Genomic DNA, 19,540 nt, shown 5'->3' with positions numbered 1-19,540 from the left:
TCTAGTTCAAATCTTGCGGTCGTCGGTGTCCTTCAGCCGCCCGGAAAAGGGCTTGTAGCCGGGCAGCGCCGGAAAGCGCTCGATCCAGGCGCGCAGCGCCGGATAACGGGTCAGGTCGAAGCCGCCCTGGTCCGCGACGTGCGTATAGGCGTAGAGCGAGACGTCGGCGATCGACGGCGCGGCCCCCAGCAGCCAGTCCTGCCCCGCAAGCGTCTTCTCCATCACGGCCAGCGCGTCGTAGCCCTTCTTCTCCTTGTCGGCCCACAGCGGCTCGTTCTCCGGCGTCTTGCCGGTGTGCCGCTTCCAGAAGCGCAGCACCGCAATGTAGGGCTCGTGGCTGTACTGCTCGAAGAACATCCACTGCAGCGCTCTCGCCCGGCCCAGGCGATCGCCCGGCAGATAGGCAGTCCCTTCGGCCAGATAGAACAGGATCGCGTTGGATTCCGGCAGGAAGCTGCCGTCTTCCAGTTCCAGCAGCGGAATGCGCCCGTTGGGGTTCTTTGCCAGGAAGGCTTCCTTGCGGGTCTCGCCCTGGATCGCGTTGACCTCCACTAAATTATGAGGAACCTGCAAAAGAGCCAGCAAAAGCTGGACCTTATAGCCGTTTCCTGAATCCGGATCGTCGTAGAGCCTGAGGGGCATGGGGAGGACCTAAAGCGGCAGGTTGTCGTGCTTCTTCCAGGGGTTTTCCAGCTGCTTGTCGCGCAGCATGTTGAGCGAGCGGCAGATGCGCCGGCGGGTGCCGTGCGGCTTGATGACGTCGTCGATGAAGCCGCGCGAGGCGGCGACGAAGGGATTGGCGAACTTCTTGCGGTATTCCTCGGTGCGCGCGGCGATCTTCTCCTGATCGCCGAGGTCGCCGCGGAAGATGATCTCCACCGCGCCCTTGGGGCCCATGACGGCGATCTCCGCCGTGGGCCAGGCGTAGTTCACGTCGCCGCGCAGGTGCTTGGAGGCCATGACGTCGTAGGCGCCACCGTAGGCCTTGCGGGTGATCACCGTCACCTTGGGCACCGTCGCTTCGGCATAGGCGAACAGCAGCTTGGCGCCGTGCTTGATGATGCCGTTGAACTCCTGCGAGGTGCCCGGCAGGAAGCCCGGAACGTCGACGAAGGTGACGATCGGGATGTTGAAGCAATCGCAGAACCGGACGAAACGCGCCGCCTTGATCGAGGAGGCGATGTCGAGGCAGCCGGCCAGCACCATCGGCTGGTTGGCGACGAAGCCCACCGTGTGGCCCTCCATGCGCCCGAAGCCAGTGATGATGTTGCCGGCGTAGGCCGGCTGGATCTCGAAGAAGTCGCCCTCGTCGACGACCTTGGCGATCAGCTCCTTCATGTCGTAGGGCTTGGTCGCATCCGGCGGCACCAGGGTGTCGAGCGACATCTCCTCGCGGTCGCCCGGATCGTCGGTCGGACGCCAGGGCGCCGCCTCGCGGTTGGAGGCCGGCAGGAAGTCGACGAAGCGGCGCAGCTCCAGCAGCGCCTCGAGATCGTTCTCGAAGGCGAGGTCGGCGACGCCCGACTTGGTGGTGTGGGTGATGGCGCCGCCCAGCGCCTCGGCGGTCACCGTCTCGTGGGTCACCGTCTTCACCACGTCGGGGCCGGTGACGAACATGTAGGAGCTGTCCTTCACCATGAAGATGAAGTCGGTCATCGCCGGCGAGTAGACCGCACCGCCCGCGCAGGGGCCCATGATCATGGAGATCTGCGGCACCACGCCGGAGGCCAGGACGTTGCGCTGGAACACCTCGGCATAGCCGGCCAGGGAAGCGACGCCTTCCTGGATGCGCGCGCCGCCTGAATCGTTGAGGCCGATCACCGGGGCGCCGACCTGCACCGCCTTGTCCATGATCTTGCAGATCTTCTCGGCGTGGGCCTCCGAGAGGGAGCCGCCGAAGACCGTGAAGTCCTGGCTGAACACGAAGACCAAACGGCCGTTGATGGTGCCGTGGCCGGTCACCACGCCGTCGCCGGAGACTTTCTGCTCTTCCATGCCGAAGTCGATGCAGCGGTGCTCGACGAACATGTCCCATTCCTCGAAGGACCCTTCGTCGAGCAGGATCTGCAGCCGCTCGCGGGCGCTCAGCTTGCCCTTGGCGTGCTGCGCCTCGATCCGCCGCTGGCCGCCGCCGATGGCGGCCTGTGCGCGCATTTCCTCAAGTCGCTGGAGGATGTCCTGCATGACGCCCCGTTTCCCCGCTTTTGGTTTTGGCAAGCTGATACCACGTGCGCGTCGGCGAAGCCAGCCAGTGAGCAGTCGCAGCAAGACGCCGCGTCATTCTGACAAATTGTTTAGCATTAGGAAGTCGTTAACGGCGTTTCCTTAGAAATGCACAGGGAGTTTCCCCGCCGGCGGGCCTGCCGGCCCCGCCCCCTCTCCTAGGAAGCCTGTCCATGTGTGCTGCCCCCGCCCGCTCTGCTGCGCCGAAACCCGCCGCCGGGTCAAGGGCGGGTGCCGGGGCCGGCGCCGGAGAAGGCGTCGCCGAGCAGATCGAGCACTTGCGTGCCGATGTCGACAACGTCGCCAAGATGGCCCGCCAGATCGAGGCCATCGCCAAGCAGACCAACATGCTGGCGCTGAACGCCACCATCGAGGCCGCGCGCGCCGGCGAGGCGGGCAAGGGCTTCGCCGTGGTCGCCGGCGAGGTCAAGTCGCTGGCCACCCAGACCGGCAAGACCACCGCGGAGATCGCCGAGATCGCCGCCAGCCTCGCCAGCCGCATCGAGCGCCTGGCCACCCTCACAGAAGAGGACGTTCGTTCGTCGGCCCAGCAGCCGACATCCGCCAAGATCACCGATGCTGAGGTGGAGTCGGTGGCGGAAGCCAGACCGCAGCCGGGCCGTAGCGTCCGGCCGGGTCCCGCCCCCAAGCCGGCGGCTATTGCCGCCACCGCCTCCATCTCCGCATCGGCACCCGGCAAGACGCCGGCCGGGGCCTTGAAGAGCGCGGCCCCGACAGCCGCCGTGACGGCCGCCCCGACGGCCGCCCTGACGGCCCCCCTGACAGCCAAGGAGATCGCCCTGGTGCAGGAGAGCTTCGCGCTGGTCGATCCCATCGCCGACGACGCCGCCGGCCTGTTCTACTCCCGGCTCTTCGAGATCGACCCCATCACCAGCAAGCTGTTCAAGGGCGACCCGACCAAACCTGGTGCCGACCAGGGCAAGAAGCTCATGTCGGTGCTGAAGACCGTGGTCGCCGGCCTCGATCGTTTCGAGAAGCTGGTCCCGGCGCTGAAGATCATGGGCCAGCGCCACAACGATTACGGCGTCGGCTTCGGTCACTACGAGAGTGTCGCCAAGGCCCTGCTGTGGACCCTGAAGGAAGGCCTGCAAGGGGCCTTCACCCCGGCGATGGAGCAGGCCTGGGCCAAGACCTACGCCGCCATCGCCGAGGTCATGATGCGGGGCGCCCAGGAGCCGCCCGCAACTCGCGAAATCTCCTGAAAATCAGATAATTAGTTCAGTTTTCTAACTGAGTAGATCAAGGAAATCGCGGGCGCTTTCCAGCTCCTGGCGCAGGGCCTCGCGGCGCGCGGCCGCCTCCGCGTCCTCGCCCCAGCGCTCGGCCTGATAGAGCTCGTCCAGCTGCGACAGCCGGAAGGCCTCCTCGGCATCGATACGCCCCCGCGCCAGCGCCAGGCCGAGGATCACCGAGCTGGCCGCCTTCGCCGCCGCGGCCAGTCCCGTCAAGGCGAGGTCGTCGTGCGCCTGGATGGCGCGCCGCAACGCCTGAAGGCTCTCTTCGGGCTGTGCCTGGGAGACGATCCCGCAGGTCTTCCTCAGCGGCGCGCCGAGTTCTCCCGCCGTCCAGTCGAGCAGCGGCTGCCACTGCTGCTGCTGGCGGCGCAGCAGTTCGCCGGTTTCGTCGGTCCAGTAGCACAGCAGGTCGTGACCGCCGAAGCCGACCAGGTCTTCAACGATCTGACCGCGCTGCGGACGCACCACGTCGATCGCCGTGCAGGCCAGGGCGTTCAGCGGCATGGCCTGGGGGACGACCTCGCCCTCCTGGCGCTGCCATTCCGCGGCGATCGCGGCCGCCAGCGCCTCGCCCGGCAGCACCAGCGGCGCCTTGCTCGGGGTGCGCAGCGGGCGGCCGTCGAGCAGCACCGTGAAGCCGCCGCCCGCGGGCAAATCGGGAACGGGCGCGGCGCTGGCCGTCTTGTAGAAGCGTTTGATTTTCTGCTGCATGGTGCCTGCGGATCGGTGTCCGGCTGAATATCAGTTGCCGAACAGGCTCTTCAAGCCTTTCTCGATGCCCTCGCCGGCCCCCTTCACCGCGTCGCCGACATCATCGACGAGACCGCCGGAGGATTTCGGCTGGGTGGCCGTGCCGCTGTCGGCGCCGCTATTCTGCCCGAGGACCGCCAGCGCCTCGCCGCAGAGGGTCTGGTCGCTGCCGATCTGGCCGATGATCGGGCCGGTGCCGAAGAGACCACCGACAGCGTCGACCGCGCCGCCGACGATGTTGGCGCCGGTCTTGGCCACGTCGCCCGCCGTGCCGACCACGCCCACCGCGGCGCCGATCGGATCGGGCACCACCGAAGGGGCGGCCAGCGGTCCCGTCACGCGGAACGGCACCGCCAGGCTGGCGAGGCTCGGCTGGCTGGTCTGGGTGTCGAAGGCGAGGCTCACCCGCTCCGCGCCGAGGTCGATGCCGCCCCGCCCGGCGAGCGCGAAGGCGCCGCTGTCGAGCACCAGGGCCCGGCTCTTGGCCTGCCCCTTCTCGATGTCGAAGCGGGTGACGAAGCACTCCAGCCGGGTGCGGTCGCTGCCGCCGAACAGCGGCCCGGTAATGTCGCCCAGACCCACGCTGAAGAAGCGCAGCAGGTTGTTGTCGAGGGTGCCGTCCTGGGAGACCGCCTGAACGTGGCCGCCCAGCCCGGCAGCGATGGCGTGCGGGCTGGCGCCGCGCCCCTTCAGGTCGATGTCGAGCGCCAGCGCGCCACCGACCTCGTCGCTGACCTCCGCCTGGCGCAGCAGGTCGCCGAAGTCGATGTCCTGGCCCTTGAGGGTCAGGGCGACCCCCGGCTCTGCCTCGCCGGCCGCCACCGCCAGGCGCCCGCCTACGGGACCGCCCGCCAGCCTGGCGGCCAAGGGATCGACCGTCAGGTTGCCGTCCTTCAGCACCAGCGGTGCCTCGACCGCTTCCAGGATGATGCCGGCGATCCGCAGGCGCTCGACGCTGAGCTTCACCTCTGCGTCGGCGGCGCGCAGCGCCTCCAGCGGCAGTGGCGTGTCGGGAAACACCCGGGCCGGGCCGCCGGCGCTGCCGCCGCCGGAGGCGCCATCGCCATCGCCCGTGCGGCCCGTGACATCGGCCAGATCGAGCAGCTTGGAGACCAGCGCCGCCTTCAGCGCCGGACGCTCGCCGGCCAGCGACAGGGTCGCGTTTCCGGCCAGATCGCTGCCGCCAACGACAAGTCGCAATCCATTTAATTCAATGATTTGATTACCACCCTTAAACTCACTAGTGAGTTCGAAGGGCCCCAAGGCCGGCAGCTCGCTGCCGACGAAGGGAGACAGCCCGGCCAGGCTCTCGCCTTCGGCCGTGACGGCCAGATCCGCCGTCCAATCGCCCGTGAGGTCGCCCGCCTGCCCCTTGGCCGTCACGGTCGTGCCGCCGGCGATGAATGTCAGGTCGAGGGGCGCAGAGGCCCCCGACAGCAGGGCCGCCAGGCCCGGATAGCTGCCTTCCACGCTGAAGGGGTTGCCGTTGTAGGCGGCCTCAAAGAGGAGGTTGCGCTGGCCGCCACCGGCAGGGACCGAGCCCACGACCTGCCCGACCGCAAGCTGCAGGACCTCGCCGGAAGCGGCGTCGCGCACCGTGAGCTGTCCGCCCTCGATGCGGAAAGCCTGGACGTCCGGCACGGTCACGGAGTCCGGCTCGTCCACGGCCGGCGCGGTTTCGGGTATGGGCGCCGCCGTCTCGAACTCCCAGTTGCCGCGGCCTTGCGCGTCGGTCTCCAGCAGGATGTCCGGCTCCACCGCCACCAGGCGCTTCACCACGACCTCGCCCCACAACAGCGGCAGCAACGCGACCTCGACCTCCAGGCGGTCGAGGGTCGCCATGTCGGGGCGGCTGCCCCAGGGCGCGTTGGCGAGCCGCAGGTCCTGCAGGTCGATGGAAGGCACCAGGGAAACCCGCAGCGACGCCGGACCATCGACGGCAAGGTCCCGGCCCGTGGCGGCCTTGACCTCGCGCTTGGCCAGGCCGGCCAGCTGCTGCACGTCCAAGGAGGAGATCATCGCGTAGGCGGCCACCAGGACCGCCACGACGAGGGCCGTCACAACGGTGAGCAGCCGCCGCAGCCGGCCGCGCCTCTTCTTCATACGCGCTCTCCGCTCAGGCGGACAAGCTCCTGCTCCAGCTCCGAAAAATGCCCGATGACACAGTGGGCACCAGCGGCATGCAGGCGCTCCTCCGGGTGGTTGCCCCAGGCGACCCCGACAGCCACGCAGCCGGCCGCGCGGGCCATCTCGATGTCGTAGGTCGTATCGCCGATCATAACGGTTTCAGCCGGGCTGGCGCCAACCTCCGCCATGGCCACCTCCAGCAGATGGGGATGCGGCTTGCCGGGACCGTCGTCGGCGGTCTTCAGGTTGTGAAAGCGGCTCTCGAGGTCGTGGCGCGCCAACACCCGGCTGAGCCCGCGTCGGTTCTTGCCGGTGGCGATGCCGAGGAAGAGGTCGGGATGGCTCAGGGCCTCCAGGAGTTCCAGGGTGCCGGGAAACAGCGGCTCGTCGTGACCCGGGCTGTCCTGCAGCACGAAAAAAGCGGTGCGGTAGCCCTCGACCAGGGCCTCGGCGTGCGCGCGCGCATCGGCCGCCTGCGGGTCAGGCAGCAGACTGGTCAGTGCGATGTCCAGCTTCAGGCCGATGGTGGCGCGGATCGCCGCGGCGCCCGGTGCCGGCAGGCCGCGTGCCGTGAAGGCCTGGGTCATGCAGTGGACGACCGTGTGCTGGCTGTCGATCAGGGTGCCGTCGACATCGAAGACGATGAAACGGTGGGTGAAGGGAAGCGTGTTCATGGGGTGTTGTCTCTATCATGCCGGCGCCGCATCCTTAAGACGATTCGTGCCGGCGATTCGTCCGGCGGAGGACGGAGCGCTTCACCCCTCATGTCACACCCCCGCCGGCTGCCGCACCCGCTTCTTCCCCTTGCCGCCCTGGCGGCGCTGGCCGCCTGCGACGAGGGGCCGGCGACGGTGACGCCCTACATGCATGCGGCCGGCACCCTCGACTTCCTGGCGGCGGCGACCCGCAACGAAGGGCCGCTCTATCTGGAGATCAACGGAACGCCCTTCACGGCGGAAGGCGACGGCCTGGAAACCCGCCTCATCGCCGCCATGGAGCGCGCCCTGCAGACCCGGGTCCTGCGCCTCACCACCGAGCAGGCGGAGGCCGAGGATCCGCAGTTCCGCCTAGTGGTGGTGTTCAACCCGCCGGATAAGGGCGAATTGCTGGCGTTCTGCGCGGCGCAGCCCGCGGGCGGGCCGCCGCAGGACACCGCCCGCGTAGATCTGCGCGCCGGCTTCTGCCGCGACGACGACCTGCTGGCCGCCGTCGACGGCTGGGTGGTGGACGCTAACGGCTCCGACGATCCGCGCTTCGAGCAACTGATGCACCAGACGGCCCGCGATCTCTTCGCCCGCCGCCGTAACGACGACTGAGTCGGCGCGGGTCACCGCCTGGGGCCGGGCTCACCGGATCGCGGCGGAATTGGGGCCTTCCGGCAAATCTTGGGGACCGGGCCGCCAAGATAAGTCTTTGATCCGAGGGCGGCTCCCTGCCCGACTGCCGCAATGGCGCCGCATTTGCCCAAAAGTTAACAAAGTATTAATGAAGTATAGAAACTCCATTGATTTGTAATTCTGTGACATTAATGGGTTTTGATTGGTGTCTTTTTGCGGACTTAAGCATTTAACAGGAGAAATGACGAAAACTGCCCCTTATACCTTCTGCTTCGGCACAAAAGGAAACAAGGGGCAGCCATGTCACCCAAGGTCACCAAGATCCTCATCGCCGCGGCGGTCACCGTCACCGTCTCCCTGCTTGCCGCCGCGCCGGCCGATGCCCGGGACTGGCGCCAGAGTGTGCAGCGTCACTACTCGGCCGCGGAACAGGCCAAGTACACGCCCAAGGGCGACAATCCCCAGTGGGGCTTCACCCTCGACAACGTGGTGAACGACATGGCGTGGCGCGCGCGCACCTCGTCCATGCTGCGCAGCCTGCCGAAGCCCGGCATCCAGGCGGACAGCGTGCAGCCGGCCAACCAGTTGGCCGACCGCCCCGAGCCGCCGCGCCTGCGTTTCTCGTTCTGACGTCCTGATCGGCTCCCCTGTCCCTCTGAGGCCTGCCGGCTCAGACAGCCGGCTTGCTTGCCGCACGGCACACAAGGCCTTCCCTGCACAACCGTCCGGCTAACGCATCGGCGAGGAAAGGCCGCGGCGGCGCGGCTCGCTGCCGCGTACCGCCAGGGCGCAGCCCGTAATCACCGCGGCGCCGCACAGCACGTCGAAAGAGGGATATTCCCCGAAGACGAGGATCCCGGCGCAGATCGCAAAGACCAGACGTAGATAGGGAAAGGGCGCCAGGGCCGAGACCTCGCCGACGCGGTAGGCCTCGACGGTCAGGACCATGCCCAGGGTACCGAGCCCGCCTGCCAGCACCAGCATGCCGGCTGCCGAAGGTGCCAGCGGGTGCCAGCCGTCGAGCAGCCCCGGCACCGCTCCGGCCGTCGTGACGAGGCCGATGTAGAACATGATCGTCGGCGTCGCCTCGGTGCGCGCGAGGACCCGGTTCTGAAACACCAGGGCCGCGGCAGCCAGGGCGGCGACCAGGCTGTAGACGATGCCGAAGTTGAACGTGGACGCCGTGACATCAGAGATGCCGCTGGCCAGCGCCACGCCCCCGAAGCCGACCAGCGTGAGGATCCACCGCCGCGCGCCAACCTGCTCCTTGAGGATCGGCGCCGCCAGCGCGACCACGAAAAGCGAGGTCGTGAAGGTGAGCGTGGTGGCAAGCGCGAGGTCAAGGGTCTGGAAGCTGCGATAGTAGAAGAACCAGCAGATCAGGCTGGTGCCGCCGCGCAGCAGGTGAAGTCCCGGCCGGGCCGTGCGCAGCAGCCGAGGGTTCCGAAAGAGGATCCAGGCCGCCACGGCGATGAGCTGCACACTGGCCCGCGCGAAGACGATCTGTCCGTCGCTGGCCGCCTCGCCCAGCAGACGCACGATGCTGACCTCGCCGGTGAACACCAGGCCCGCCAGGGCCAGCAGCAGAGCCCCCCGGCTATTGTCGTTCTGCAAGGTCCGTCACCGCCTGCGGAAGGGCGCATAGGTCTCCGGCGCCTGCCGGCCGGCCTTGCGCAGGATGGCAACCCAGGCGGCGATACCCTCGTCGACGGCGCTCAGGCGCAGGAATTCATTGGGCGCGTGAAAGCATTCGTCCGCGGTGGAGAACGAGAACATCACCGTGTCGATGCCCAGCGCTTCCTGGACCAGGTCGGACAGCGGTAAAGTGGCGCCGATGCGCACGCGCAGCGGCTTGCGTCCCAGGGTTTCCTCCAGCGCCGCCTCGGCCGCCGCCAGCAAGGGGTGGCGCGGCGGCACGCGGTAGGCCCTGGTCCAGCCGCGGTCGCCACTAAAGATCAGCTCGGCTTCCGCCGGGCAGAGGCTGCGCAGATGCTCCTTCAGCAGGCTCAGGATGCGCTGCGGGTCCTGCCCCGGCACCAGGCGCGCAGTGAACTTTGCGTGCGCCTCCCGCGGGATCACCGTCTTGCTGCCGGTGCCCTGGTAGCCGCCCCACAGGCCGTTGACCTCCAGGGTCGGGCGATCCCACAGCCGCTCCAGTGTCGAGTATCCGGCCTCGCCCTTCTCGCGGGCGCCTACGGCCGCGGCCCAGGCCGGCCCGTCGAAGGGAATGGCGGCCAGGTCGGCACGGGTTTTCTCATCCGGCATCTCGATGCCGTCGTAGAACCCCGGCGCGGTCACCCGGCCGTCCGCATCGTGCAGCGCGGCCACCAGCTTCGTCATCTCGTGCAGCGCATTGGGCACCGCGCCGCCGTAACGCCCGGAGTGCAGGTCAGTCGATGCCGTGCGCAGCGTGATCTCGAAGCCGCCGTTGCCGCGAGAGCCCACGTTGACCGACGGCAGGTCCGCGCGCCAGCGTGCGCCGTCAGCCGAGAGGTTCGCATCGGCCGCGAGCAGCGCCGCGTTCTGCGCCAGAATATTCGGCAGCGAGGGCGAGCCGGTCTCCTCTTCGCCCTCCAGCAGGATCTTCACGTTGACCGGCAGTTGCCCTTCCACCGCGAGGAACGCGCCCAGCGCCTCCAGCGCGATCATGCTGGGGCCCTTGTCGTCGGAGATGCCGCGGGCATAGAGCCTGCCATTGCGCTCCGTCATCTCGAAGGGCGGGCTGTCCCACAGCTCCAAGGGATCGGGAGGCTGCACGTCGTAGTGGCCGTAGACCAGCAGGGTCGGCTTGCCGGGCGCTCCGAGCCATTCGCAGAACAGCGCGGGATGGCCGCCGACGCCGCCGTCCAGTTCGCGGATGTTGGCGAAGCCGGCGTCGCCCAGCAGGCCCTTCAGAAAGTCGCGCGCGGCCGCCATGCCGTCGCGATAGGCCGGATCGGTGCTGACGGAGCGACAGGCAAGATAACTTTTGAGGCGATGGCGGAAGGCATCCCGTTGCTGCCGGCAATGGCCGACCACGGCGTCTGCGCGCTGCGCCGCTTCAGAATCCGTCAAGCGTGACCTCCATCGACTGATAAGACCTGCCCCGTGATCCAGGCGGCGTCCGCGCCGACCAGGAAGGCAACCGCATTGGCGATGTCCTCCGGGCGTCCGAGGCGGCGCAGGTGGATGCGTTCGACCAGGGCCCGCTGCCCCGCCTCGCCGTAGCTTTCCCACTGGCGCCGCGTCGCCTCGTTTGACAGCACGAAGCCGGGCGCGACGGAATTCACGGTGACGCCGTGCGGCCCCAGTTCCAGCGCCAGCTGCTTCGTAAGGCCGACCAGCGCGTGCTTTGCGGCGGTGTAGGCCTGGATGCCGGTGAGGCTGGGCCGCAGGCCGGCACCCGAACTGATGGTGACGATGCGGCCGCGCCGCCGCGCGCGCATGGCCGGCGCCAAGGCCTGCGCCAGGAAGAAGGCGCTGTCGGTATTGGCGGCGAAGACGGCACGCCAGTCCTCTTCCGGCACTTCATCGACGGGGCGGTGCACCTGGCCGCAGACGCCGCCGGCGCAGTTCACCAGCACCTCGGGCGCGCCTTCAGCGTTGGCGATGGCCGCGGCGAGGCGCTCCACCTCGGCCCGCCGGCCGAGGTCGGCGGCGTAGGCCGGCATCCCCAGGGCGGCGGCGGCCTTGTCGAAATCCGCGCCGGGGCGGTCGCAGACCGCGACCCGGAATCCGTCCGCGGCGAGACGGCGGGCGATGGCGGCACCGATGCCGCCGACCACGCCGGTGACCAGAGCGACCGTCATTCACGCCACTCCCGGAGTCAGGGTCTCGGCCAGCGCCGCGAAAGTCTCCGCGGACTGCGGACGCCGTCCGTCCTCGATGTCGTGGATCAGCGCCACCAGCCGGGCGAGCACCGGCACGGCGATGCCGTGACTTTCCGCGATCTCCACGATGACGCCGATCTGCGGATCGACCTCGGTGCGCCGCTTGCGCACCGCCAAGTCGCGCCAGATGCCGGAGTGGGTTTTCGCGGTCTTGGAATTGAACGCGGCGAGCGCGGCAATGGAGGCGCGCGCCGCCGCATCACCGCCGCCCGGCATATAGGCTGCCGGATCGAAGCCGTTGAAGCCGTGCGGCGTCACGCCCTCGGCCCGCGCGACGGCCATGACCTCGCGCCCCAGCGCGATCAGTGCCGGGATGCGCGCGGGATCGGCAAAGTTAGCGGCCATGCTGTCCGGCGTCAGGGCGGTGGCGAACAGCATCGCGCCATAGGCGAGCTTGCCCCACAGATAACCCCAGATGTTCTCCGTCAGCACCGCTTCGGGTTCGAACAGCCTCAGCAACGCATGCATCTCGCGGGTGCGCGGACGCTCGCTGCCGTCGATCTCGCCGACCACCACGGCGCCGCGGTTGCCGAAGAGGATGCGCCCCGGCCCCTGCCAGTCGGCGCCGAAGTTCACAAAGGCGCCCATGGTCCGCTCCGGCCCCGCCAGCGCGGCGATGCGGCGTTCGTTGAGGCCGTTCTGCGCCGACAGCACGAAGCCGTCTTCGGCCAGATGCGGCAGCAGCTGGTCCATTGCCGTCTCGGTCGCCGGGGCCTTCACCGCCAGGACGATGCGGCGGTAGCGCCCCTCGACCGCGTCCGGCGTGACACAGGGCACGGTCTGGCGAAAGCTCTCGACCGGCCCTTCGATCTCGAGGCCGCCGCCGCTGCAGGCGCGGGCATGATCCTCGACGATGTCGACCATCAGCACCGGCTGGCCGGCGCGCGCCCAGTAGGCGCCGAGGATGCCGCCGATGGCTCCGGCCCCCCAAATGAGAATTGGCTCTTCCGACACGCCCCGCATCCCTTTTCGCTAGTGTTCTTCCGGCACTCTGCCCGGCGTCAGCGGTTCCCGCCCGGCGTCAGCGATTCCAGCCCGGCCAGGGCCCCTCGAGGGCGTCGCGGGTTTCCTCGACGCCCACCCGCCACAGGTCCAACACCTGGTCGTCGGGCAACTGCCAGGGGCCGCCGAAATTGCCGTCGCCCAGATGCGTCTTCAGTTCTTCCGGCGGCAGGGCGCGGATCTTCTCCAGGTCGGGGGCCGGCTTTTCCCCTTCGGGCGCGGCGGCATGGACAAGGCGGGTCCAGGGAAAGTTCTCCATCCAGTTGGCGTGGCTGCCGACGGGATGGATCTCCTTCACTTTCGCCATGGTCCGCGGTGCCGCCCACCAGTTGTGCAGACGCACGGAAATATCGCCGTACTCGGCCATCATCTCCTGCCCCAGGGCACCGATCGGGTTGTTGCCGCCGTGGCCATTGACGATGAGGATCTTGCGGAACCCCGTGCGGCGCAGCGACGTCAGCACATCGCGCATCAGCGCCATCAACGTTTCGACCCGCAGGCTGACCGTCCCCGGGAAAGCGCTGAAGTAGGGTGTGAGGCCGTAGGGGATGACGGGGTAGACCGGCACGCCCAGCGGCTCCGCCGCTTCGCGCGCAACCCGCTCGGCGAGGATCATGTCGACGCAGAGCGACAACTGGGCATGCTGCTCGGTCGAGCCGATCGGCAGGACGCAGCGCGTATCCAGCGCGACCCGGCGTTCGACGTCCATCCAGTTCATTTCCGAGATCATCATGCGCGCTTTCCCTTTCTCGAACGCTTGTCACTCGACGAATAGAATTCGCTGGGCAGTTCGCCCGGCAACGGGGCGCAGTTCAGCACCACCTTGGCCAGCAGATGGGACAGGCTGCGCAGCTCGTCCTCGCTGAGCCCGTTCAGCATTTCCTTCTCGCGCAGCTCGAAGGCCGGCAGTGTGCGGCGGAACAGCGCGCCGCCCTCTTTGGTCAGATACAGCGCCTGCGAGCGGCCGTCGTTGGGGTCCCGGCGCCGCGTCACGAGGCCCAGCTTTTCCAGCCGGGAAATGGCGCGCGAGAGACTGTTCTTCGGAAAGCCCGAGGACTGCGCGATATCGCGCGCCTGTCCGCCCTCGCAAAGCGCCAGGGAATAGATCACCACGTACTCGATCCGGCTGAGGCCTTCGGTCTGCTGCACCCAGTCGTAGCAGACCGAGTTGTAACGCAAGGCCAGATAATTCAGGCGAAAGGCAAAGGGACAGGGGTTGCGCCACAGCTTGGCTTCGGTCATCCGGTCCAGACCCGATACACCGCCTTGGCTTTCAGGCGCAGAGAAATCAATTCGCGTCGGCATCCGCCCCGTGCTCGTTGTTCGCAGACAAATTTAGTTCCATATAGAACTTGACAGAAGAAATATTCCATAACATCGTTATCAAAACAAGTTCCATCTAGAACTAGTTTGTGATTATACAAAAGAACAGGGGGTACGATGACAACAAGACGAATCTTGGCATCCGCGGCCATTGCCCTGGGTGTCGCCCTGTCGGCGGGACTGGCTTCGGCCCCGCTGGCTTCGGCGCAGACGTTGACGGTCGGTGTGCGCGGCGGGCCGGAATCCCTTGACCCGCACTTCTCCGCGCTGGGCAGCCACGCGGAAGCGGCAAAGCACATCTACGATACGCTGGTGTGGTCGGGCGACGATCTGCAGATCGAACCGGGTCTGGCGACGTCGTGGAAGCCGCTGGACGATACCACCTGGGAATTCAAGCTGCGCGAGGGCGTGAAGTTTCACGACGGATCGGACTTCGACGCAGAAGACGTGAAGTTCTCGATCGAGCGCATCCCGCTGGTCAGCGGACCGACCACAACGACCATCTACGTGCGCCGTGTCGCCACGGTGGAGATCGTCGATCCCCACACCATCCACATCAAGACCGACGGACCGGCGGCGACGCTGCCGTACGACTTCGTGCGCCTCTTCATCGTGAGCTCCGACGCGGCGAAGGACTATTCAACGCCGGAGACCGCGGCGGCGGGCTTCAACGGCGGCCCGGCTGCCGTCGGCACCGGCCCCTACAAGCTGGTGAGCTGGGAGCCCAAGGGCGACCTAGTGCTGGAGCGCTTCGACGGTTATTGGCGCGGCAAGGGCCCCTGGGCGAAGGTCATCCGCAAGGAGATGCCCAATGACAGCTCGCGCCTGGCGGCCCTGAAGGCCGGTCAGGTGGACCTCATCAACTACGTCTCCTCCATCGACTACCTGGCCCTGCAGCGCGACCCCTCGATCGACGCGGTGGTGGGCGACAGCGTCTACATCATGAACCTGCAGCTCGACCAGCGGGTCGACACGCCGCTGGTGCGCGCCAAGGACGGCTCAAAGCTGGACAAGAACCCGCTGCGCAACCCCAAGGTGCGAGAGGCCATCGACCTCGCCATCGATCGTCAGTCCATGGTCGACATCGTGCTGGAAGGCCTCGGCAAGCCGGCCAATCAGATGATGCCGCCGGGTTTCTTCGGCTCCAGCGATGCGATTCCCGCCCGTGAGTACGATCCGGAGCAGGCCCGCAAGCTGCTGGCGGAGGCCGGCTACTCCGACGGCTTCGAGATCGACCTCTACTGCACTTCGGACCGCCTGCCCGGCGATGGTGCGATTTGCCAGGGCCTCGGGCAGATGTTCACGCAGGTCGGCATCAAGACCAACGTGAACGCCGTGTCCAAGACCGTCTACTTTCCGGCCCAGGCCCGCCTGGAATACTCCGTCTTCATGAATGGCTGGGGCACCCTCACCGGCGAAGCCTCCTACACGCTGGGCGCCCTCGCCCATTCGAACGATCCCGACGTGAAGCTGGGTGCCTTCAACCGCATCGAGTACAAGAACGAAACGGTCGACCAGCTGCTGGAAGACGGCGCCAAGACCCTGGAAGCGGAGCCCCGCCGCAAGCTTTACGAGCAAGCGATGGTCGAGACCATGGCCGACCGCGCCTACATCCCGGTGGTTCAGCTGCAGACCGTCTGGGGCTCCAAGGCTAACAGCGTGACATTCCAGCCGCGCTTCGACGAAGATACCCTGGCGTTCTTCATCAAACCGAAGAGCTGATCGGGCCGAGCCGGGACCCCCGCGGTCCCGGCTCTTCCTTCCGCGGCGCAGGTCAGGGGCATGCTCGGTTTCATCATTCAGCGTCTGCTGCAGGCGAGCGTGGTCATGGCCGTGATGTCGGTCATCGTCTTCGTCGGCGTCTACGCGATCGGCAACCCGATCGAGATCGTCATTCCCCCCGATGCGCCGCAAGACATCCGGGCCGAGACCATCCGCCGCTTCGGCCTGGATCTGCCCCTGTGGCAGCAGTATTTCATCTTCCTGTCGAACCTGGTGCAGGGAGATTTCGGACGATCCTTCATCTATAACATGCCTGTGCTGGACCTCATCGCCGGGCGCCTGCCGGCAACGCTGGAACTGGTGATGATCTCCATCCTCACCGCGACCGTGGGCGGCGTCAGTCTGGGCGTCTATGCCGGATACCGGCCCGACAGCTGGCTCTCGCGGCTGATCATGGCGCTCTCGGTTCTCGGCTTCTCGGTTCCCAGCTTCTGGGTCGGCCTCATCCTGATCCTCACCTTCGCGGTCAATCTCGGCTGGCTGCCGGCCGGCAGCCGCGGCGAGGTGGTCACGGTCTTCGGCGTCGGCTGGAGCTTCCTGACCCTCAACGGCCTGTCGCACATCCTGCTACCCGCCCTGAACCTCGCCTTCTTCAAGCTGGCGATGATGATCCGCCTGGCGCGCGCCGGCACGCGCGAGGTCATGCTGACCGACACCATCAAGTTCGCGCGCGCCGCCGGCATCTCCGAGGGCCGCATCCTGCGCCGCCACGTCCTGAAGCTCATCGCCATTCCGATCATTACCGTCTTTGGCCTCGAACTGGGCTCGACCCTCGCCTTCGCCGTGGTGACCGAGACGATCTTCTCCTGGCCGGGCGTCGGCAAGCTGATCATCGACAGCATCACGGTGCTCGACCGACCGGTCATGGTGGCCTATCTCATCCTGACCGCCCTGCTGTTCGTGCTGATCAATCTGACCGTCGACCTGGTCTATGCGGTGATCGATCCGCGCATGCGCGCGCGGGGGGCCTGATGGCCGGCAGCCAGACTCCCCTCGGCCGCTTCTGGGCCGACTTCCGCGACAACCGCATCGCCATCGTCGCCCTGGTTATCGTGCTCGCGCTGGGCTTGCTGGCGCTGCTGGCGCCGCTGATCGTGCCGCAGAACCCCTATGACATGGCGCACCTGTCGCTGCTGGATGCCCGCCGGCCGCCCGGCTACGTCGGCTCGGGCGGCTACATCCACTACCTGGGAACCGATCCCCAGGGCCGCGACCTGCTGTCGGCGATCTTCTACGGCCTGCGCATCTCCATCATGATCGGGCTGGCCGCCGGCTCCGTCGCCCTGGTGCTCGGCACCGCAGTCGGGATCTTCGCCGCCTATGCGGGTGGGCGCCTGGAGGCGATGCTGATGCGGGTCATCGACCTGCAGCTCTCGTTTCCGGCGATTCTGCTGGCCCTGGTGCTGGTCGCCCTGCTGGGCCAGGGCAAGGGCCAGCTGATCTCCGCCCTGGTGGCCGCGCAATACGCCTACTTCGCGCGCACGGCCTACGGGGCCGCCCGCGGCGAGCGGCACAAGGAATACATCGAGGCTGCGCTGGCGACGCCGCTGTCCGGATCGCGGGTCGTCCTGCGCCACCTGCTGCCGAACTGCCTGCCGCCGCTCATCGTGGTGGCGACCGTGCAGATCGCCAACGCGATCTCGCTGGAGGCGACGCTCAGCTTCCTGGGGCTCGGCCTGCCCGTCACCGAACCCAGCCTGGGGATGCTGATCTCCAACGGCTTTCCCTACATGATGAGCGGGCGCTATTGGATTTCCGTCTACCCCGGCATCGCCCTGATCATCCTGATCGTCGCCATCAACATCGTCGGCGACCAGGTGCGCGACCAGTTCAATCCGAGGCTGCGGCGATGAGCCCCGTGACGCGCCCTGTCCTCGAAGTGCGCGACCTGCAGACCCACTTCGAAACCCGCGAGGGCGTGGTGAAAGCGGTGGACGGCGTCAGCTTCACCCTCAATCAGGGCGAGATCATCGGCCTGGTCGGAGAATCCGGCTCCGGCAAGACCGTCACCGGCTTTTCGCTGCTGGGGCTGGTGGATCCGCCGGGCCGCATCGTCGGCGGCAGCGTGCGCTTGAACGGCGCCGAACTGGTCGGGCTGCCGGACAAGCAGCTGCGCCGCCGGCGCGGCCGCGAGATCGCGATGGTGTTCCAGGACCCCATCGCGACGCTCAATCCCCTGCTCACCATCCGCCAGCAGATGTTCATGGCGCTGCAGGCCCATCAGAGCCTCTCCGGCAAGGCCATGGAAGCGCGCTGCGTCGAGGTGCTGCACAAGGTCGGTATCCCCGAACCGGCCGCGCGGCTGCACGCCTATCCCCACGAATTCTCCGGCGGCATGCGCCAGCGCGTCGCCATCGCCATCGCCCTGCTCCACGATCCGGCCGTGATCGTGGCGGACGAGCCGACCACCGCCCTCGACGTCTCGATCCAGTCGCAGATCCTGCACGAGATGCGCAGCCTGACGGCGCAGAGCGGCACGGCGATGATCTGGATCAGCCACGACCTGGCGACGGTATCCAGCCTCGCCACCCGCCTGCTGGTGATGTACGCCGGACGCGTTGTCGAGGAAGGCCCCGTCGCGCGTGTCCTGCGCGCGCCGCGGCACCCTTACACACAGGGGCTGATCGCGTCCCTGCCGGCAACCAGCAAGCCCGGCGAGGCGCTGGCGCAGGTACCCGGCACCACGCCGTCGATGCTTTCCCTGCCGCCGGGCTGCCCCTTCGCCCCGCGCTGCTTCAAGGCGGATGAGCTCTGCACACAGCCGCCGCCCGTGCAGACCGCCGACGACCGCCTTTGGCGCTGCCATCATCCGCTAAACACCCCCGATCCGCGGGCGCCGGCATGAAGGCCTTGCTGCAGATCGACGGGGTGACGCGCGACTTTCGTCCTCATGTCACCCTGGGCGGCCGCATCGCCGCGACGCTCGGCGCCGGTGTCGACACGCGCGTGCTGCGCGCCGTGGATAACGTGAGCCTTTCCTTGGAGCGGGGCCGCACCCTGGGCCTGGTCGGCGAGTCCGGCTGCGGCAAGTCGACACTGGGCCGTGTCGCCGCCGGTATCCTGCAGGCCACGGCCGGCTCTGTCCTGCTGGACGGTCAGCCTGTCACGCGCAACGGGCAGAAGGTGACCACCCGGATTCAGACCGTGTTCCAGGATCCTTTCGCCTCGCTCGATCCGCGCATGAAGGTGGGCGACGCCGTCGCCGAGGGGCCGATCAGCCATGGCCTGACGACGCGCGCCGCGTCCCGCGACTACGTCGCCCGGTGGTTCGCGCGGGTCGGCCTCGACCCGTCTTTCGCCGGGCGCTATCCGCATCAGTTTTCCGGCGGCCAGCGCCAGCGCATCGCCATCGCCCGGGCGCTGGCGATGCAGCCCGATCTGCTGATCTGCGACGAGCCGGTCGCCTCGCTGGACGTCTCGATCCAGGCGCAGGTGATCAACCTCTTCCTCGACCTGCGCCGCGAGTTGAACCTGACCTGCCTCTTCATCAGCCACGATCTCTCGGTGGTGCGGCATGTCAGCGACCGCATGGCCGTGATGTATCTCGGCCGAGTGGTGGAAGAAGGCGCGACCGAAACCCTGTTCCGCACGCCGGCGCATCCCTATACGAAGGCGCTCCTCGCCTCGGTGCCCAAGCTGGTCCTGGACGACGACGCCCTGGTCCGCTTCGAGCCGATCCGCGGCGAGATCCCCTCCCCCCTCTCGCCGCCGCCGGGCTGCCATTTCGCCCCGCGCTGCGCCTTCGCCGGACCGGCCTGCGAGACGGCGCCGCCGCTGCGCGAAGCGGCACCGGACCACCGTGCGGCCTGCCACTTTTCGGAAACCGTGCTGCGCAGCGCGTAGCACATCGGGCCGCGTTCATCGTCCCCCG

General features: G+C 67.8%; 19 protein-coding genes. 8 read left to right on the top strand and 11 right to left on the bottom strand.

The features are described 5' to 3' along the window. Positions 1 to 6: 6 nt before the first annotated feature. Positions 7 to 642 carry a glutathione S-transferase family protein gene (locus WDC82_RS23955; protein ID WP_340119950.1) on the bottom strand — a complete coding sequence of 212 codons (636 nt, stop codon included), beginning with the start codon at positions 640 to 642 and terminating at the stop codon, positions 7 to 9. A 9-nt stretch (positions 643 to 651) separates the two neighbouring features. Then, positions 652 to 2,184 carry an acyl-CoA carboxylase subunit beta gene (locus WDC82_RS23950; RefSeq protein WP_340119948.1) on the bottom strand — a complete coding sequence of 511 codons (1,533 nt, stop codon included), beginning with the start codon at positions 2,182 to 2,184 and terminating at the stop codon, positions 652 to 654. A 212-nt stretch (positions 2,185 to 2,396) separates the two neighbouring features. On the opposite strand from WDC82_RS23950, the gene WDC82_RS25235 reads away from it, so the two are divergent. Continuing rightward, positions 2,397 to 3,446, top strand: a complete 1,050-nt coding sequence (locus WDC82_RS25235) for a methyl-accepting chemotaxis protein (protein WP_370661577.1) — start codon at positions 2,397 to 2,399, stop codon at positions 3,444 to 3,446. 24 nt (positions 3,447 to 3,470) lie between these two features. Here the strand turns inward: WDC82_RS25235 and WDC82_RS23935 are convergent, their stop codons facing one another. From WDC82_RS23935 to WDC82_RS23925, 3 genes are read right to left on the bottom strand one after another with little or no spacing between them, the layout of a single operon-like run. After that, entirely contained in the window at positions 3,471 to 4,190 is a 720-nt protein-coding gene (locus tag WDC82_RS23935) for an ATP12 family protein (protein ID WP_340119947.1), read from the bottom strand. A 30-nt stretch (positions 4,191 to 4,220) separates the two neighbouring features. Next, positions 4,221 to 6,332: an AsmA family protein gene (locus WDC82_RS23930; protein ID WP_340119946.1), complete on the bottom strand. Its 2,112-nt coding sequence runs from the start codon at positions 6,330 to 6,332 to the stop codon at positions 4,221 to 4,223. Then, the gene (locus WDC82_RS23925; protein ID WP_340119945.1) at positions 6,329 to 7,030 is read right to left on the bottom strand and encodes an HAD-IA family hydrolase; all 702 of its coding nucleotides are present in this window, start codon (positions 7,028 to 7,030) and stop codon (positions 6,329 to 6,331) included. The genes WDC82_RS23930 and WDC82_RS23925 overlap by 4 nt, the downstream gene beginning before the upstream one ends. A gap of 90 nt (positions 7,031 to 7,120) precedes the next feature. On the opposite strand from WDC82_RS23925, the gene WDC82_RS23920 reads away from it, so the two are divergent. Together WDC82_RS23920 and WDC82_RS23915 are read left to right on the top strand one after the other, a co-directional pair. Next, positions 7,121 to 7,672, top strand: a complete 552-nt coding sequence (locus tag WDC82_RS23920; protein WP_340119944.1) for a hypothetical protein — start codon at positions 7,121 to 7,123, stop codon at positions 7,670 to 7,672. Between the two features lie 321 nt (positions 7,673 to 7,993). Beyond that, entirely contained in the window at positions 7,994 to 8,323 is a 330-nt protein-coding gene (locus tag WDC82_RS23915) for a hypothetical protein (protein ID WP_340119943.1), read from the top strand. 99 nt (positions 8,324 to 8,422) lie between these two features. On the opposite strand, the gene WDC82_RS23910 is transcribed toward WDC82_RS23915, so the two are convergent. From WDC82_RS23910 to WDC82_RS23885, 6 genes are all read right to left on the bottom strand, one after another. Then, positions 8,423 to 9,307, bottom strand: coding sequence for a DMT family transporter (locus WDC82_RS23910; protein WP_340119942.1), 885 nt, complete (start codon positions 9,305 to 9,307; stop codon positions 8,423 to 8,425). Positions 9,308 to 9,313: 6 nt separating this feature from the next. Then, positions 9,314 to 10,747 carry a dipeptidase gene (locus WDC82_RS23905; RefSeq protein ID WP_340119941.1) on the bottom strand — a complete coding sequence of 478 codons (1,434 nt, stop codon included), beginning with the start codon at positions 10,745 to 10,747 and terminating at the stop codon, positions 9,314 to 9,316. Further along, a complete protein-coding gene (locus tag WDC82_RS23900) occupies positions 10,744 to 11,481 on the bottom strand; it encodes an SDR family NAD(P)-dependent oxidoreductase (RefSeq protein ID WP_340119940.1) in 738 nt (245 codons plus the stop codon). Before WDC82_RS23900 ends, WDC82_RS23905 begins: the two co-directional genes overlap by 4 nt. Continuing rightward, the gene (locus tag WDC82_RS23895; RefSeq protein WP_370661576.1) at positions 11,482 to 12,516 is read right to left on the bottom strand and encodes a ketopantoate reductase family protein; all 1,035 of its coding nucleotides are present in this window, start codon (positions 12,514 to 12,516) and stop codon (positions 11,482 to 11,484) included. Positions 12,517 to 12,583: 67 nt separating this feature from the next. Further along, a complete protein-coding gene (locus WDC82_RS23890; protein WP_340119938.1) occupies positions 12,584 to 13,297 on the bottom strand; it encodes a creatininase family protein in 714 nt (237 codons plus the stop codon). Continuing rightward, complete coding sequence (locus tag WDC82_RS23885; protein WP_340119937.1) at positions 13,294 to 13,806, bottom strand: MarR family transcriptional regulator; 513 nt, start codon at positions 13,804 to 13,806, stop codon at positions 13,294 to 13,296. Before WDC82_RS23885 ends, WDC82_RS23890 begins: the two co-directional genes overlap by 4 nt. A gap of 198 nt (positions 13,807 to 14,004) precedes the next feature. Here WDC82_RS23885 and WDC82_RS23880 point away from each other — a divergent pair, with 198 nt between their 5' ends. Genes WDC82_RS23880 through WDC82_RS23860 form a run of 5 tightly spaced genes read left to right on the top strand, consistent with a single transcriptional unit; the run spans position 14,005 to position 19,512 of the window. Further along, a complete protein-coding gene (locus tag WDC82_RS23880) occupies positions 14,005 to 15,609 on the top strand; it encodes an ABC transporter substrate-binding protein (RefSeq protein ID WP_340119936.1) in 1,605 nt (534 codons plus the stop codon). 60 nt (positions 15,610 to 15,669) lie between these two features. Beyond that, positions 15,670 to 16,641, top strand: a complete 972-nt coding sequence (locus WDC82_RS23875) for an ABC transporter permease (RefSeq protein ID WP_340119935.1) — start codon at positions 15,670 to 15,672, stop codon at positions 16,639 to 16,641. Further along, positions 16,641 to 17,522, top strand: coding sequence for an ABC transporter permease (locus WDC82_RS23870; protein WP_340119934.1), 882 nt, complete (start codon positions 16,641 to 16,643; stop codon positions 17,520 to 17,522). Before WDC82_RS23875 ends, WDC82_RS23870 begins: the two co-directional genes overlap by 1 nt. Beyond that, positions 17,519 to 18,514, top strand: a complete 996-nt coding sequence (locus WDC82_RS23865) for an ABC transporter ATP-binding protein (protein WP_340119933.1) — start codon at positions 17,519 to 17,521, stop codon at positions 18,512 to 18,514. The genes WDC82_RS23870 and WDC82_RS23865 overlap by 4 nt, the downstream gene beginning before the upstream one ends. After that, a complete protein-coding gene (locus WDC82_RS23860; protein WP_340119932.1) occupies positions 18,511 to 19,512 on the top strand; it encodes an ABC transporter ATP-binding protein in 1,002 nt (333 codons plus the stop codon). The genes WDC82_RS23865 and WDC82_RS23860 overlap by 4 nt, the downstream gene beginning before the upstream one ends. Positions 19,513 to 19,540 lie beyond the last annotated feature (28 nt).

It is taken from the genome of Pelagibius sp. 7325, assembly GCF_037652055.1.
Taxonomy (GTDB): Bacteria; Pseudomonadota; Alphaproteobacteria; order Kiloniellales; family Kiloniellaceae; genus Pelagibius.
The sequence above is the reverse complement of the archived record's forward strand: the minus strand, read 5'-3'. Positions and strand labels throughout refer to the sequence as shown.